Raw genomic sequence first — 14,643 nt, 5'->3', positions numbered from 1 at the left:
TGCCACAGCTACGGCTCCGTCGTCTGCGGCCTCGCCGCGCCCCGGCTGCGCGCCACCGATCTGGTCGTCCTCGGATCGCCCGGGATGCGCGCCGACAACGTCCGCGCCCTGCACACCGATGCCCGGGTGTGGGCCGCCAAGGACCCCAGCGACTGGATCGACCACGTGCCGAACGTCGAATTCGCCGGGCTGGGCCACGGCGCCGACCCGACCTCCGCCGCGTTCGGCGCCCGCCCGGTGCCCGCCGGCGACGCCCGCGGGCACACCGGCTACTTCGCGCCCGGCACGGAATCGCTCCACGCCTTCGCCGCGATAGCCGAAGGCACGTACGCCGAAGGCATCCGCACCGGAGGCATCCGCACCGAAGGGAATCCGCGATGATCCTGCGCACCCTGGCCGCCCGCGTCGACGCCCGTACACCCGCCCACCGGGACCGTGCCGTCGACGGGCTGCGCGCCCTCGCCCTGCTCGCCGTGCCGACCGGGCACTGGCTGCTCGGCGGGTTCCGCCTCGACGACGGCGGCGCCCTGCACAACGCGAGCCCGCTCTCGGCCTTCGGCGCCCTCGCCCCGTTCAGCTGGGTGCTCCAGATGCTGGGTGTGTTCTTCCTGGTCGGCGGGTACGCCTCGGTGCTCTCCTACCGTCGGAAGAAGTCCACGACCGGGGCCTGGCTGCGCGGGCGGATGGCACGCCTGGGCCGGCCGGTCCTCGGGGTGACCGCCGTCTGGGCCGTGATGATCCCGGTGCTGTACGCGCTCGGCGTGCCGGGCGACACGCTGCGGACCGGCTCGACGCTGGTGATCCAGCCACTCTGGTTCGTCGGCGTGTACACGGTGGTCACCGCGCTGACCCCGTACTGCATACGCATGGCGAGGAGATTCGGCGGCTGGGCCGCCGCTCCGCTGCTCGGCGCGGTAGCCGTCGTCGACCTGCTGCGCTACGGGCCGCTCGCCGACGTCATGCCCTCCTGGCTGAGCGTGCTGAACATCCTGCCGGGCTGGCTCTTCGCGTACCAGCTCGGTGTCTCCTGGGGCGTGGGCCGGATCGGGAAGCGGGGCGCCGCCGCGCTGCTCGTCGGTGGCGGTGTGCTGTTCGCGGCGCTCCTGCTGTTCTTCCACTACCCGGCGTCGATGGTCGGGGTGCCGGGCGAGGCGCGCACCAACTCGCATCCGCCGTCGCTGCTGGTCCTCGCACTGGCCGCCACGCAGAGCGGGGCGGCGATCCTGCTGCGGAGGCGGATCGGGCGGCTGCTGCGCAGGCCGCTCGTGTGGGCGCCGGTCGTCGTGATCAACCTGTCGGCGATGACGATCCTGTGCTGGCACCAGACGGCGATGCTGGCGGCAGCGGTACCGGCGTCGTTCGCCGGGGCGGTGCCGGGGCTGACGACCGGACCGGACACGGTCGGCTGGGTCCTGGCGCGGATCGCGTGGATGCCGGTGTTCGCGGGGCTGCTGGTGCTGATCGCGCGGTACGCGCGGCGGTTCGAGGCGCCGTGGCAGGCGGGGACGCGGGCCGCGCGTGCGCGGCGGGCGCTGGCGGGGGTGCTTGCCGCGGGGTTCGCGGTGTTCGCGCTGGGGATCGCGTAGACAGGGCCGGTCCCCGGGGGGGGTCCCCGGGACTCCAACGCCGGACGGACTGGATTTGGCCAGCCCGTCCGGGAGGTCGTTACTCGCGGGCCGCCGACGTCGAGCTCATGTCCGGGTAGCGGTCCCCCGCGACCCGGCCGGCGATCGGCTCCAGCAGGGCCAGTTCCTCGGACGTCAGCGTGATCCGGGTGGCGCCGACGTTCTCCAGCAGCCGGCTGCTCTTGCGGGTGCCCGGGATCGGCACCACGGTCAGGCCGTGCACCTGGGCGCGCTGCTGCACCCAGGCCAGCGCCACCTGGGCGGCGGACGCCCCGTGCGCGGCGGCGATCTTGTGGACCGGCTCCAGCAGCGCGGCGTTCGTCTTCGCGTTCTCGCCGGTGAAGCGCGGCTGGAACTGCCGGAAGTCGCCCTTCGCCAGATCCTTGCCCGCGTCCGTGAACGCCCCGGTCAAGAAGCCCCGGCCGAGCGGCGAGTACGGCACGATCGTCACACCGAGCTCCACGGCGGCGGGCACCGCGCTGCGCTCGACGTCCCGGCTGAAGAGCGACCACTCGGACTGGAGGGCCGCGATCGGGTGCACGGCGTGCGCCTCGCGCAGCTCCGCACCGGTCACCTCGCTCAGCCCGAGCTGCTTGACCTTGCCCTGCTCCACCAGTTCGGCCATCGCGCCGACGGACTCGGCCAGCGGCACGGCCGGGTCGCGGCGGTGCATGTAGTAGAGGTCGATGACATCGGTGTTCAGCCGGCGCAGGCTGTTCTCGACGGCCTGCCGGATGTACGCGGGGTCGTTGCGAATGCCCCGGTAGTGCGGGTCGTCGTCGCGCCGCTCGATGGCGAACTTCGTGGCGAGGGTGATCTCGTCCCGGTGCGCCCCGACGAACGGCGCGATGAACGTCTCGTTGGCGCCGCTGCCGTAGATGTCCGCGGTGTCGAAGAGCGTGACGCCCGCCGCGAGGGCCGTCTCCAGCGTTTCGCGTGCGGAGGACTCGTCGGTGTCCCCGTAGAACTCGCTCATGCCCATGCAGCCGAGGCCCTGGACCCCGACCTGCGGGCCGCCCCTGCCGAGCTCCACGGTGGCGATCTTGTTGTCAGTCATCAGATACTGGACCTTTCCGGCGCCCGTCGGGCGCCCGCATAAAAGTCGATCTTGTGGTCGAGGACGGCGAGGGTGTCCTGGAGCTCCGCGATCCGCGTCCTCACGTCGCGGCGGGTCGCCTCCAGCAGTTCCTGGCGTTCCTCGAAGGTGTGGTCGCCCTCGCGCAGCAGCTCCGCGTACCGGACCATGTCGGCGACCGGCATCCCGGTCAGCCGCAGCTTGCCGACGAAGGTCAGCCAGTCCAGGTCACGGTTGGTGAAGCGGCGCTGACCGGTGTGCGACCGGTCGACGTGCGGCATCAGCCCGATCCGCTCGTACCAGCGCAGCGTGTGTGCGGTGAGCCCGGTGAAGGCGACCACCTCGCTGATCGTGTACTGGTCCTGCCCCTCGGGGCGCGGATGCGCCTTGGGGGCCGATACGCAGATATCGGTCCTCGTCGAAGTCGAAGTGGTCTCCGTCACCGTCATGCCTCCACGCTAGAACCTTGGAGTGCACTCGAAGCAAGCGCCACCGGGATCGTTTTTCGGTCGACGCCGGGCAGGGCCCGGGAATCCGCGGAGCCGGCCGCTTGACGGCCAAAGCTAACGAAGATAGCTTTTAGCTAAGAGAATTAGCCATGAGGGATGTACGGAGGATGCCATGACCGAGTACCTCGCCGTCGACGGCGGCACGCTCGCATACGAGGTGGCGGGGTCCGGTCCGCTGATCGTTCTCGCGCACGGCATGGGCGACAGCCGCGCCGCGTACCGTGCCGCGATCCCCCCGCTGGTGGCCGCGGGCCACCGGGTCGCCGCGGTCGATCTGCGCGGCTGCGGCGAGTCCAGCACCGACTGGCCTGCCTGGAGCCGCACCGCCCTCGCGGGCGACCTGCTCGCCCTGATCCGCCACCTGGGCGGCCCCGCCGTGCTCGTCGGCCATTCGATCTCCGGCGGCGCCGCCACCATCGCCGCAGCGCGGGAGCCCTCCCTGATCACCGCGGTCGTCGAGCTGGCACCGTTCACCCGCAAGCAGTCGGTCCGCCTCGGTGACCTGCGCGTGAAGCGCTTCCGGCGCGGCATGCTGCGGCTGCTCGGCGCGAACATGTTCGGCAGCCTGCGGCTCTGGCGCTCCTACCTCGACGTGGCCTACCCCGGTGTGAAGCCGGCCGACTGGACCGAGCGGCTCGGCCGCATCGATTCCCTGCTGCGCGAGCCGGGCCGGATGAAGGCGCTGCAGGGCATGGGCCGCGGCGCCCCGACCGACGCCGGTGCACAGCTCGGCAACGTCCGCTGCCCGGTCCTGGTCGTGATGGGCACGCTCGACCCCGACTGGGCCGATCCGCACGCCGAGGGTGCGGCGGTCGTCGACGCCCTGCCGTCCGGCCTCGGCAAGCTGGAGATGATCGAGGGCGCCGGGCACTACCCGCACGACCAGTTCCCCGACCAGGTGGTCTCGCTCGTGCTCGCCTTCATCCGGTCGGCGGCCGCCCGTGCCTAGGGCGGGCCTGGACCCGGCGGCCGTGGTCGCCGCCGGTGCCGCCCTCGCCGACGAGGTGGGCCTCTCCCACCTGACGATGGCCCTGCTGGCCGAGCGGGTCGGCGTGCGCACCCCGTCCCTGTACAAGCACGTGGGCGGTCAGGACGACCTCGTCCGGCGCATCGCGGCCCTGGCGTTGAGCGAGACCGCCGACGCCGTCGGCAGCGCGGTCCAGGGGTACGCGGGCCGCGACGCCCTGGCGGCCGCGGCGCGCGCCTTCCGGGCCTTCGTCCTGGAGCACCCCGGCCGGTACGCCGCGACGATCGGCGTGGAACCGTCGGGCCCGGACGATCCGCTGGCCACCGCGGGCCGGCGGTCGCTCGACGCCTTCAGGGCGATCCTGCACGGCTACGACATCGGGGAGCCCGACGTGGACCACGCCCTGCGGATGCTCCGCAGCCTCTGCCACGGCTTCGCCACACTGCAGGCGGCCAACGGCTTCCAGTGGAGCACCGACGTCGACGAGAGCTTCGAGTGGCTGATCACCTTCGCCGACCGGGGCCTGCGCGCGATGTGAACACGCCGGAAGGGGCACGCCGTGACGGGCATTAACCTCGTACGTATGCAGAGCCTGGCGATGATCGAGAACTGGCCCGTCCCCACCGCGGCAGCAGCCGTCGTACGAGCGGACGGCACCGTCGTCGGTACGCACGGTCCGACCGCGCACCGCTTCCCGCTCGCCTCCGTCACCAAGCCGCTCGCCGCCTATGCGGCGCTGGTGGCGTACGAGGAGGGCGCGGTCGAGCTCGACGAACCGGCCGGGCCCGAGGGCTCCACGGTCCGGCACCTGCTCGCCCACACCAGCGGCCTCGCCTTCGACGAGCACCGGGTGACGGCCCCGCCCGGCACCCGGCGGCTCTACTCCAACGCGGGCTTCGAGGTACTCGGCGACCACATCGCCAAGACCACCGGCATCCCGTTCCCGGAATACGTCCGCCAGGCGGTCCTGGAGCCGCTGGGCATGACCGCGACCACCCTGGACGGGTCGCCCGCCCGCGACGGCGTCTCCACCGTCGACGACCTGCTGCGGTTCGCGGCCGAGGTGCAGGCCCCCCGCCTCCTCGACCCGCGCACGGTGCTGGCCGCACAGAGCGTCGTCCACCCCGGCCTCAAGGGCGTACTGCCCGGCTACGGCCACCAGAACCCCAACGACTGGGGCCTCGGCTTCGAGATCCGGGACTCCAAGTCGCCGCACTGGACGGGCACCTCGTCCTCTCCCGCGACCTTCGGGCACTTCGGCCAGTCGGGCACGTTCCTGTGGATCGACCCGGTCGCGGGTGCGGCCTGCGTCGCGCTCACCGACCGGGCCTTCGGACCGTGGGCGGCCGAGGCCTGGACCCCGTTCACGGACGCGGTGCTGGCCGAACTGTCGGCGTGACCGACCCGGCACCAGCCCCCGGCGCGGCGGCCAGGCACTCGAACCACACCGTCTTGCCGCCGCCGTCGCGGCGCACCTCCACGCCCCACTTGTCCGCGACGGCATCCACCAGGACCAGCCCCCGCCCGCCCTCGTCGAGCAGACCGCCCTCGGCCACGCGAGGCACCGTCGGACAGCCGTCCGCCACCTCGACGCGGACCCCGTCGCCGTCCGGGAGCCGGAAGATGAACGTCTGGCAGCGGCGGCCGGGCACATGCCGGACCACGTTGGCGATCAGTTCCGTCAACGCGAGCTCCGCCGCGTCGGCCACGGCCGCCAGCCCCCACCCGTTGAGGTAGAGCCGCAGGATGCGCCGCAGATGCCGGGCCGAGTGCTCGCCCATGGCGAAGTCGGCTCGGTAGACCGGCTCTTCGGACTCGGCCCGGGGGGCAATTACGTGATTCATGTCACCATCGTGCGATCAGTTGACTACGCTCGGCTACCTACGGAACCGAACGCCGCGAGGCGTTGCGCATCGCGCCTGCACATCGGAGGTCCCCGCCGTGGCCAACATCCAGTCGCTCGACCCCAGCGCGTCCCCCCTGGACTACTACGGCTGGGAATTACGCCGCCAGCGCGAGGCGCACGGCCTGAAACAGCACCAGTTGGGCGAGATCATCTTCTGCACGGGCTCGCTGATCGGCCAGATCGAGACGACGAAGAAGATCCCCACCCGCGATTTCTCCGAACGCGTGGACGCCGCCCTCGGCACGGACGGGGTGTTCTCCCGGCTGATGGGCCTGGTCCTGCGCAGCCAGCTGCCGACCTGGTTCCAGCCGTACGCCGACATGGAGGCACGGGCCGCGTACATCTCCACGTACCAGGCGCAGTTGGTCTACGGGCTGTTGCAGACGGAGGACTACGCGCGGGCGGTGCTGGCCACCGGTATGCCGGACGGCCTGGAGGGACTGCTCGCGGCCAGGATGGAGCGCCAGCGCATTCTGGAGCGCGAACGGCCTCCGCTGGCCTGGGCCATTTTGGACGAGGCCGCACTGTACCGACCGATCGGCGGCCACGAGGCCATGCGAGCCCAACTGCGCCAGCTGTTGGAGTTCGCCACCAACCGGTGGATGCGGATTCAGGTGCTGCCCTTCGCCGCAGGTGAACACGCAAGTCTGGCTGGCTCGTTCACCACCATGCGCTTCGACGACGACCCTGACATCGTCTACACCGAGGACGTCATCTCCGGCCATATGACCGCCAGCCCCGAAACGGTCAGGGAGGCCTCGCTCCGATACGCTCACTTGCAGGCCGCAGCCCTCTCCGTGGAGGACTCGGCGGCTCTGATCACCCGCGTGATGGAGGAGCGTTATGGAGACCGGCCCCGACCTGAAGAGCGCGCAGTGGCGTAAGTCCAGCTACAGCGGAAACACTGGCGGCGAGTGCGTCGAGTGCACCGTGACCGGCGGCGCCGCCTGGCGTAAGTCGTCGTACAGCGGCAACACCGGGGGCGACTGCGTCGAGGTGGCGAGCGGCTGCGCCGCATCCGTCCCCGTCCGCGACAGCAAGAACCCCGGCGGGCCCGTCGTCGTCGTCGGGGCCGATGCCTGGCGCGGCTTCGTGGAGAGTCTTTGCGCGAAGTGATTTCGTCCGGCTGACGGAGGCCGGCAGCGCCGTCGGTGCGCCCGTCAAGGCCGTCGTTCCTGAGCCCAGTTGCGGCACCTGCGCCGCCACCCCGCTGCCGCGCCGACCGCCGCCCAGTGCCGCTGACGCGGCGGCGGCCGTCGCCCCGGCGAGGCCCCCGTCAGCGGCAGCCCGATGCATTCCGCGTGTTGAGGCAGCGCCTCCAGCGGGGTGGGCAAAGCGCGCAAAACGGCAGGCCAAACCTCTCCGTCAACATTGGGCCGGCTCATCGGGAACCTTCGGCCGGTTGCCGGACACGTATAGAGCATGGAACTGAACGACGCTGGTCCCGCCGTACCGGTCGGAGGGATATCCGACCGGGAGCTGTGGACGAGGGCCGTCGACGGCGACCGGGAGGCGTTCGGTCGGATCTTCGACCGCCATGGCAAGACCGTCTACAACCATCTGTTCCGGCGGACGGCCGACTGGTCCGAGGCCGAAGACCTCACGTCGACCGTGTTCCTGCATGCCTGGCGTCGGCGATCGGAGACGGTGCTGGACCGCGACTCGGCCTTGCCGTGGCTGCTGGGCATCGCCGACCGCCTGCTGTCGAACACCAGGCGGCGGCTGAGGCGGGCCGAGGCGCTGCTGCACCGGCTCGTCTCGCATGACGAGCCGGTGGGCGACCACGCGGACCGCGTCGCCGTCCGGGTCGACGACGAGCGCCACATGTCGGAGATCCACCGGGCGCTGGCCCGGCTGCCGCGCCACGAACGCGAGGTCGTCGAGCTCTGCGTGTGGTCGGGCCTGGATCAGCAGGCGGCCGCGGCAGCGCTGAAGGTGGCGGTCGGAACCGTGAAGTCCAGACTGCACCGGGCCCGGCGGAGGCTGGGGGCCGACCTCATTGGCGGAACCACGGTCACGGCGTCGTTCAGTTCGAAGAATCCCGTCAACGCGGAAGAGGTCGCACGATGAATGACAAGCAGGGCATTCCTGCGGCTCCTTCCGATCGTGATCTGCCGAACCACCGGCGGACCCGAGAGGAGCTACTGATGAAGATCGATCCCGAGGACAACCGTGCTTCGCTGCGACGCGGGTGGGGAATACCGCTGGGTGTCGCCACCGGCGTCGCGGCGCTGAGCATCGGGGCCGTGGCCGTCTTCAGCGGGGCAGGGGAAGCCAAGCCGCTTCTCGCCTCCCCCGCCGGAAACCCGACGAGCGCCACCGCGTCACCGAGTGCGGGCACAACACAGGGCTCCGCGTCGGGCGGAGCCGGCTCGGCGCCGTCTTCGGCTCCCGCGTCGTCTTCGACCCCCGACGCCTTCACCATCACCAGCGGAAGAACCATCCCGATCGAGGCCGGGACCGTCGCCAAGATCCTGTCCTCCTGCCTGGGCTCGGACGCATCGCGGTACCACGCGGTGATCGCGGTCCGCACTCCCATCGCCTCGCAGGACGCGGACGGCGTGGTCGTCGCCGTCGACTCCGCCGGCCAGTACGTGCAGTGCGAGTCGAAGGGCGACAAGGGCAACAGCCCGGACTCCCCGCCCACGTTCATCAACAATCGACTGTGGGGCACCGGTCGCACGATCGCGTACTTCGACTCCATCGGCGCGCCCGCCGGCAAGAAGCAGTACCTCATGCTGGGCGCCGGGCACTACGCGTCCAACGTTGCCAAGATCACCATCAGCTACGGCGACAACCCGAAGCAGTACCCGGCGGTCATGGCGGGCGGCGCGTTCGTCTACGCGGCGGCGCTCTCCCCCGGCACGTCCCGCCCGCACTATGCGGGCCCGAGCCCCTACGTCCACGCCTTTGACGCATCCGGCAAGGAGATCTACAACCAGGAGAAGGACCCGCAGTTCGCCGACGGGCAGTAAGCCCGCTCTCTCCACCGCACGCGGACGTGACGGATCCCGGCCCCACCGGGACCGGGACCTGTCACGTCCGTCAGCGGTGCGACGCCGCGCGCGTCAGCCCGTGGTCACCGCCCAGGGCCCGTTCGGGTCGCCCGGCCTCTGGTTCCGGGTCCACCACTTCGCCCGGTACGTCACGCCCTGGTGGGTCGCGATGTCGCCCGCCAGGAAGATCCTCGACGCGGTCCAGACCGGGGTGCCGTCCTCGCCCGTGCGGATCTCCTGCCACGGCCCGTACGGATCACCCGGCTTCTGGTTCCGCGTCCACCAGGCCGCCCGGTAGAACGTGCCCTGGTAGGTGACCATGTCACCGTTGTCGCAGACCTCCGACGCGTCCCAGGGCGCGGTGCCCACGACCTCGACGGTCGCCGGCCGGGTCGCCGTGAAGCCCCACTCGTCGGTGGCGGTCACCGTCACCGGATAGGCGGCGGGCACCCAGGCGTCCACGCCGGACAGGCCGACGTTCACCGCACCCGGTACGTCCAGGATCGGTTCGAGCCGCGCCAGGACGGCTGCCTCGTCAAGGGGGTCACCGACGGCGAAGGTCGCGGTGTCGGCGGAGAGGGTCAGTCCGGGGACGGGTGCGACCCGTACGGTGATCGCGACCGGGTGGGACGTGTAGCGGCCACTGACCGCCGTGACCAGCACCGTGTACCAGCCGGGGGTGGCGAAGTCGACCGTGCCGAGATCGGCCGAGAGGGTCGCGCCGGCCGGGTCGGCGGTGGCGCCGGTCCTCTTGAGGAACGCGGCGACGTCCGCCGGGCCGTGGCCCTCCTGGTACGCGACGGTGCGGTTGTCCACCGAGACGACGGGCAACTCGGCCGGCGGTTCGGTGGAGTCCTCACCGACGGTGAAGGTGGTGACCGCCGCCGCGTGGTCGCTGGCCCAGGAGTTGTCCGCCACATCGTCCTCGGACGGCCAGCCGACGGTGAGCGGGTGCGCCTCGGCCACCTGGACACCGTCACCGGCGTACCAGACGTAGTCGATACGGTCCTGCGGCTCGGCCCGCCCGTCGGGGTGGGTCGAGGTGATCGGGGACCAGGTGTTGCCCGGGTCGGCCGAGGGGTCGGAGTTGACGACCCGGTAGGAGTCGGTCAGACCGAGATCCGCGAAGACGTCCGGCACCGGCCAGTTGACGGCGCCCGCGCCGCAGTGGGCGTCCGAGGTCGTCGAGGTCCAGTCGGTGCCCGACGGCGAGGCCAGGTCACCGAGCAGGACCACCGGGGTGCTGCCGCTGCCGGACAGGTCGCCCGCCATCTCCTTGGCGATCTCCCGGGCCTGGGCGTAACGGGTGGTGGTCCTCTCATGTGCCGTCAGGTCCGCGGCGCCGTCGAAGCAGGCCCGGTAGGGGCCGTAGTCGGCCTCGTCCAGCCGCGCGTCCCACACCCGCACCGGCGTGCCCGCCACATCGAGGGTGACGGCCGCCGCCGGGGCGGCGTCGCTCGGGCCGATCCGCCCGGTGTCCGCGATCGGGTGGGCGGAGACGATCCCGAGATCCCCGGAGGCGTACACGTGCCAGCCCAGCGCGCCGGCGACCTGCCGCGCCATCTCTGCCCCGCCGTCCTGGAAGCCGACCAGGCCGATGCCCTGGGTGGCGATCACCGCGACGTTCTTCGCCACCGCGTCCGTGACATGGCTTCCGCCGTCCCAGGCATTCCACGAAGCGCTCTGGATCTGCGGCGCCGCGCCCCGGGCGGCCACCGGGACCTGGACCTCGATCTGCCCGGTCGTCGTGCCGTCGGTGGCCTCGACGGTGATCGTGCCGTCGTCCTGCGGTACGTCGTCGGGGGCGGTGCCCGTGACGACGCCGCCGGGGCTCACACCGAGCCAGCTGTCCCCCGACACCTTGGAGAAGCTGACCGGCGCCTCGTTCTGTTCCGTCCAGCCGGTGTTCCACAGCCCGGCGAGCCGCTGGTCGATGTCGCCGGAGACCGCCGTGGCGGGCAGCCGGAAGGTGGCGGACATGAAACCGGCCGTGCCGAGCGGGCCGAGCTTGGTCACCGAGAGCGTGTCGAACGACACGCTCGCGGAGTCGAGTTCGAGCCCGAGCACGCCCTTGGACGTGCGGGGAATTTCGACACCGGTGAGCACCGGGCGGCCGTCGAGGGAGAGGTTCGCCACCGTGCCGTGCACTTCGAGGGCGATGTCCACCTCGGTACCGGTGCCCAGGTCCGAGCTGTACGCCGCGCTCTTGATGCCCTTCGTGGACGCCGGGAACCGGGTCATCGCGCGGACCCCGTCGGCGGCCGTGGTGTCGGTGGCGACCGCGAAGACCGGGTAGGGGCGGACGCCGTTGCCGGGCGTGTCCGCGACCACCCCGAACCACGGGCCGGTGGGCCCCAGCACGCTGTCGAAGCGGGCGGTCGCCCGGAGGACGTAGTCGTCCAGATGCGGGCCGAAGGTGATCAGCGGATCGTCACCGGCGGCGGGCGAGTCGCCGGTCAGACGGCCGTCGGTCACCTTCCACGGGGACGAACCGGTGGCCTGGTTCCAGCAGTTGACCTCGTCCGCATCCGAGAAGTCCTCGTTCAGGACGACGGACCCGGCGGCGGCGCCGGCCGCGTCCGCGATCCCCTTCCGGTACGCGGAGCAGTCCGGGGCGTCCGGCGGCGGGGCCGTGTTCCGCTGGACGAAGGACGCCACCTGGTCGGCCGAGAGCGCCGAGTCCCAGACGTGGGCGGTGCTGAGGGTGACCGGCGAGGCGGCCTCGATACCGCCGCTGCCCGCCGAGTCGGCGCCCAGGGTCCAGTTCTGCGCCCCGGCGGCCGGGGCGGTGAGCGAGCCTGCGGCGACCGTGGTCGAGGCGAGGGCGCCGTCGACGTACAGCTTGACGTTCCGGCCGTCCCAGGTGGCGACCGCGTCGTACCACTGGCCGGGCACGATCGGGGCGTGGGTGTACTTGTAGCCGCCGACGTTCACCGAGAACGCCAGCTGACCGCCGTCGATCTGCAGATCGGCGCCGCCCGACTGGGCGTTGGAGCAGATCGCGGACTGCCCCGAGGCGGGCAGGGAATCACCGTTCCAGCGGAACCGGCACTCCACCGAGAACCCGCCGGACAGCTTGGGCCACTGCGCGGCGAACGGATAGGTGTACGCGTCCGTGGTGCCGTTGAAGGTCGCCGCGTTCTTGGCCACGCTCTGGTCACGGGTGATGGACGGGGTGCCCTTGGTGACGGGGGCGAGGTTCTGGGCGCGGTCCGTCGGCCTGCCGTCAGCGAAGTCCACGTCCAGGACGCTCGGATCGGGAACCGGGACGGCGGCTGCCGCTGTCGGCGCGGTGTCGGCCGCTGTCGCCGTCGCCGTCATCACGGAGAACGGCGCGAGGAGCGCCGCGAAGGCGGCCGTGGCGGCCACCAGGAGTCTGGCTCTGGGTCGCATGCTCTTCTCTCTCCTCAGACCGTCGAGACACGGCCGGCGTACCGCTGGGTCCAGCCGGTCCCGGTGTTGGCGGTGAGCACCACGTCGTAGTAGCCCTGCTCGGTAGGCCAGTCCACGACGGTGGAGGCGCCGCCGGCGACCGTGTACCTCTGGGTGCCGCCGAGGTAGTCGTTGGCCGTCAGCGTGTAACGGACGGCCTGCGTACCGTCGTTGTGGAGCGTCAGCCTGACCTCGCCGTGCCTGCCCCTGCCCAGCTCCGCCTCGATGCGCGGAATGCCGATGTTCTTCTGGCTCGCGGGAATCACCTGTCCGGCGAAGGAGCGCAGGAAGCCGTCGGGCCCGTAGACGGAGAAGGCGTACTTGCCGTCGGTCTTCTTCACGTCCCAGGTGTACGAACGGGGGGCCGCCTCGGTCACCGTGTACGGCGTGTTGGCGAAGGCGAGGTACTGGTCGGGGAAGACCTGGAGGCTCACCGCCTTGCCCGCCGGACCGCCGGACAGCGTCATGGACGCGGTCACCGTGCCGGCGGAGCGGTTCTCGGTGAACGTGGCGTGCGGGTGGAAGGAGAGGCCGCGCGGCTTCATCCTGTCCGCCGGGAGCTCGGGCGGGGTCCCGGTGACCGGGTCCGCGATGACGACCGGCCCCGGCTGCGGGTGCGCGAAGTCGATCGCGCTGGTCAGGTCGCCGGCGACGGCCCGGCGCCAGTCGGTGATGTTCGGGCAGGTGAACGGCTTGCCCAGGGAGGCCGCCCAGGTCTCCAGGAACTTCACCGTCGAGGTGTGGTCGAACACCTCCGACGCGACGTAGCCGCCCCGGGTCCACGGCGAGACCAGCAGCATCGGCACCCTGGGCCCGAACCCGTACGGAGTGGTGCCGGAGAACTCACCGGCCGTGCCCGGCTCCGGGCGCGGGGGCAGGACATGGTCGAACTTTCCGTCGTTCTCGTCGTAGGTGATGATCACCAGGGTGTGGTTCCAGATGTCCTCGTTGCTCTGGAGCGTCCGGAGCACCTTGTTCATGTAGCGCTCACCGTGCACGGTGTCGAAGCCCGGGTGCTCGCTCCACGCGGCGGGCATCACCACCCAGGAGACCTCGGGAAGCGGATGCTCCGCCCCTGGCTCGCAGGCGGCGATCAGGTCGCGGAGGACCGCGTCGAGGTTGGCCTCGGAGTCGTCGTTGGGCGTGGTGGCGCCCGCGTAGACGAAGGAGTTGGCCTTCCAGATCTTGCCGGTGCCGGGTTCGAGGTCGCCCTCGTCCGCCGTGCGGGGGTCGAAGGACTTGAAGCTGTTGGTGACATTGCAGCCGTACTCACCGACATAGCCGCTCTGGAGGCTGCCGCCGACGCCCTTGCCGCTGTTGTCGGAGTAGACCCGCCAGTCGATGCCGGCCTGCTGGAGCTGCTCGGGGACCGTGGTCCAGCCGCGGCTGTAGTTGTTCTGGTTGGCGTTGCTGGTCTCGCCGCCCGCCGAACCGGTCATCAGGTAGTAGCGGTTCGGGATGGTCGGCCCGTGCAGCGAGCAGAAGTTCATGTCGCAGACGGTGTACTGGGAGGCGAGCGAGTACATCCACGGCATGTAGCCGGGCGAGTAGTACCACATGCAGTGGTCGCCCTTGTCCTTCACCCAGGTGTTCCACCGCCCGTCGTTGGCACCGTAGAAGTTGTGGTTGTCGCTCCAGGTGGCGGTCGACACGGCGGGCCGCACGATGGTGCCGGTGGCGTCGCGCTGCTGGAAGACGTCGGTGCCGTCCTGGAACCTCAGGACCTGCTTGTCCTGGTGGCCGCGTACACCGGGCAGCTGACCGAGGTAGTGGTCGAAGGACCGGTTCTCCTGCATCAGGATCACCACGTGCTTCAGATCGGACATATCGCCGTTGAAGCCCTTGGGCAGGACGTATTCGGCCGCGCCGGCCCGTGCCCCGCCGACCGCTTCCGCGACCGGTCCGGCCGCCATCGCACCGAGGGCGACGGCGGCCGTCCGGAGCATCCGGCGCCGGGTGATGCGGTGTTCGCCGGAGGGTCTCACCGCGTTCTCGGTGCCTTCGGCTCTTCCGGTGGCTGCGCTGCTCTCGATGTTCTCTGTGCTCTCTGTGCGCTCTGCGTGCTCTGTGTCGATGCAGGGGGGCTCGATGGTGGTGAGAGTCATCAGGGGACCTCTGGGGGAGAGTGATTCA

The 14,643-nt window shown here is 71.2% G+C and carries 14 protein-coding genes; 9 read left to right on the top strand and 5 right to left on the bottom strand.

What is annotated here, in order from left to right; translation table 11 throughout:
• Nucleotides 1-381 (top strand): alpha/beta hydrolase (locus J1C73_RS01740; protein ID WP_242643562.1); only part of this gene is annotated, 381 nt, incomplete at its 5' end.
• Nucleotides 378-1,586, top strand: coding sequence for an acyltransferase family protein (locus J1C73_RS01735; RefSeq protein ID WP_207314747.1), 1,209 nt, complete (start codon nt 378-380; stop codon nt 1,584-1,586). The genes J1C73_RS01740 and J1C73_RS01735, both read left to right, overlap by 4 nt.
• Nucleotides 1,587-1,665: 79 nt before the next feature.
• Here the strand turns inward: J1C73_RS01735 and J1C73_RS01730 are convergent, their stop codons facing one another.
• Together J1C73_RS01730 and J1C73_RS01725 are read right to left on the bottom strand one after the other, a co-directional pair.
• Nucleotides 1,666-2,682 (bottom strand): aldo/keto reductase, encoded by a 1,017-nt coding sequence (locus J1C73_RS01730; protein WP_207314746.1) that lies wholly within the window; start codon nt 2,680-2,682, stop codon nt 1,666-1,668.
• Entirely contained in the window at nt 2,682-3,149 is a 468-nt protein-coding gene (locus tag J1C73_RS01725) for a MerR family transcriptional regulator (RefSeq protein WP_123470681.1), read from the bottom strand. The genes J1C73_RS01730 and J1C73_RS01725 overlap by 1 nt, the downstream gene beginning before the upstream one ends.
• A gap of 172 nt (nt 3,150-3,321) precedes the next feature.
• Here J1C73_RS01725 and J1C73_RS01720 point away from each other — a divergent pair, with 172 nt between their 5' ends.
• Genes J1C73_RS01720 through J1C73_RS01710 form a run of 3 tightly spaced genes read left to right on the top strand, consistent with a single transcriptional unit; the run spans nt 3,322 to nt 5,575 of the window.
• Nucleotides 3,322-4,158, top strand: coding sequence for an alpha/beta fold hydrolase (locus tag J1C73_RS01720; RefSeq protein WP_207314745.1), 837 nt, complete (start codon nt 3,322-3,324; stop codon nt 4,156-4,158).
• A gap of 22 nt (nt 4,159-4,180) precedes the next feature.
• A complete protein-coding gene (locus J1C73_RS01715; protein WP_207314749.1) occupies nt 4,181-4,714 on the top strand; it encodes a TetR/AcrR family transcriptional regulator in 534 nt (177 codons plus the stop codon).
• Nucleotides 4,715-4,759: 45 nt separating this feature from the next.
• Complete coding sequence (locus J1C73_RS01710) at nt 4,760-5,575, top strand: serine hydrolase domain-containing protein (protein ID WP_123470684.1); 816 nt, start codon at nt 4,760-4,762, stop codon at nt 5,573-5,575.
• Here J1C73_RS01710 and J1C73_RS01705 read toward each other — a convergent pair.
• Nucleotides 5,541-6,020 (bottom strand): ATP-binding protein, encoded by a 480-nt coding sequence (locus J1C73_RS01705; RefSeq protein WP_207314744.1) that lies wholly within the window; start codon nt 6,018-6,020, stop codon nt 5,541-5,543. The genes J1C73_RS01710 and J1C73_RS01705 overlap by 35 nt on opposite strands.
• A gap of 97 nt (nt 6,021-6,117) precedes the next feature.
• On the opposite strand from J1C73_RS01705, the gene J1C73_RS01700 reads away from it, so the two are divergent.
• The 4 genes from J1C73_RS01700 to J1C73_RS01685 all read left to right on the top strand — a co-directional run bounded on the left by J1C73_RS01700 (nt 6,118) and on the right by J1C73_RS01685 (nt 9,057).
• Entirely contained in the window at nt 6,118-6,966 is an 849-nt protein-coding gene (locus tag J1C73_RS01700; RefSeq protein ID WP_207314743.1) for a helix-turn-helix domain-containing protein, read from the top strand.
• Nucleotides 6,926-7,198 (top strand): DUF397 domain-containing protein, encoded by a 273-nt coding sequence (locus J1C73_RS01695; RefSeq protein ID WP_207314742.1) that lies wholly within the window; start codon nt 6,926-6,928, stop codon nt 7,196-7,198. Before J1C73_RS01700 ends, J1C73_RS01695 begins: the two co-directional genes overlap by 41 nt.
• A 306-nt stretch (nt 7,199-7,504) precedes the next feature.
• Nucleotides 7,505-8,152: an RNA polymerase sigma factor gene (locus J1C73_RS01690; protein ID WP_207314741.1), complete on the top strand. Its 648-nt coding sequence runs from the start codon at nt 7,505-7,507 to the stop codon at nt 8,150-8,152.
• 77 nt (nt 8,153-8,229) lie between these two features.
• Entirely contained in the window at nt 8,230-9,057 is an 828-nt protein-coding gene (locus tag J1C73_RS01685) for a hypothetical protein (protein WP_207314740.1), read from the top strand.
• Between the two features lie 93 nt (nt 9,058-9,150).
• On the opposite strand, the gene J1C73_RS01680 is transcribed toward J1C73_RS01685, so the two are convergent.
• A complete protein-coding gene (locus tag J1C73_RS01680; RefSeq protein ID WP_207314739.1) occupies nt 9,151-12,471 on the bottom strand; it encodes a LamG-like jellyroll fold domain-containing protein in 3,321 nt (1,106 codons plus the stop codon).
• Between the two features lie 14 nt (nt 12,472-12,485).
• Entirely contained in the window at nt 12,486-14,615 is a 2,130-nt protein-coding gene (locus tag J1C73_RS01675) for an alkaline phosphatase family protein (RefSeq protein ID WP_242643560.1), read from the bottom strand.
• Nucleotides 14,616-14,643: the final 28 nt, after the last annotated feature.

Origin of the sequence: Streptomyces laculatispora, assembly GCF_017353455.1 — a bacterium.
GTDB lineage: Bacteria > Actinomycetota > Actinomycetes > Streptomycetales > Streptomycetaceae > Streptomyces > Streptomyces laculatispora.
Note: the sequence above shows the minus strand (reverse complement) of the source record. Positions and strands in the feature narration are given on the sequence as shown.

Excerpts from the sequence above, each read along its gene's own strand:
- J1C73_RS01730 (WP_207314746.1), bottom strand. The coding sequence starts at position 2,682 with ATGACTGACAACAAGATCGCCACCGTGGAGCTCGGCAGGGGCGGCCCG.
- J1C73_RS01725 (WP_123470681.1), bottom strand. The coding sequence starts at position 3,149 with ATGACGGTGACGGAGACCACTTCGACTTCGACGAGGACCGATATCTGC.
- J1C73_RS01710 (WP_123470684.1), top strand. The coding sequence starts at position 4,760 with ATGCAGAGCCTGGCGATGATCGAGAACTGGCCCGTCCCCACCGCGGCA.
- J1C73_RS01675 (WP_242643560.1), bottom strand. The coding sequence starts at position 14,615 with ATGACTCTCACCACCATCGAGCCCCCCTGCATCGACACAGAGCACGCA.
- J1C73_RS01695 (WP_207314742.1), top strand. The coding sequence starts at position 6,926 with ATGGAGACCGGCCCCGACCTGAAGAGCGCGCAGTGGCGTAAGTCCAGC.
- J1C73_RS01735 (WP_207314747.1), top strand. The coding sequence starts at position 378 with ATGATCCTGCGCACCCTGGCCGCCCGCGTCGACGCCCGTACACCCGCC.
- J1C73_RS01685 (WP_207314740.1), top strand. The coding sequence starts at position 8,230 with ATGAAGATCGATCCCGAGGACAACCGTGCTTCGCTGCGACGCGGGTGG.
- J1C73_RS01690 (WP_207314741.1), top strand. The coding sequence starts at position 7,505 with ATGGAACTGAACGACGCTGGTCCCGCCGTACCGGTCGGAGGGATATCC.
- J1C73_RS01720 (WP_207314745.1), top strand. The coding sequence starts at position 3,322 with ATGACCGAGTACCTCGCCGTCGACGGCGGCACGCTCGCATACGAGGTG.
- J1C73_RS01705 (WP_207314744.1), bottom strand. The coding sequence starts at position 6,020 with ATGAATCACGTAATTGCCCCCCGGGCCGAGTCCGAAGAGCCGGTCTAC.
- J1C73_RS01680 (WP_207314739.1), bottom strand. The coding sequence starts at position 12,471 with ATGCGACCCAGAGCCAGACTCCTGGTGGCCGCCACGGCCGCCTTCGCG.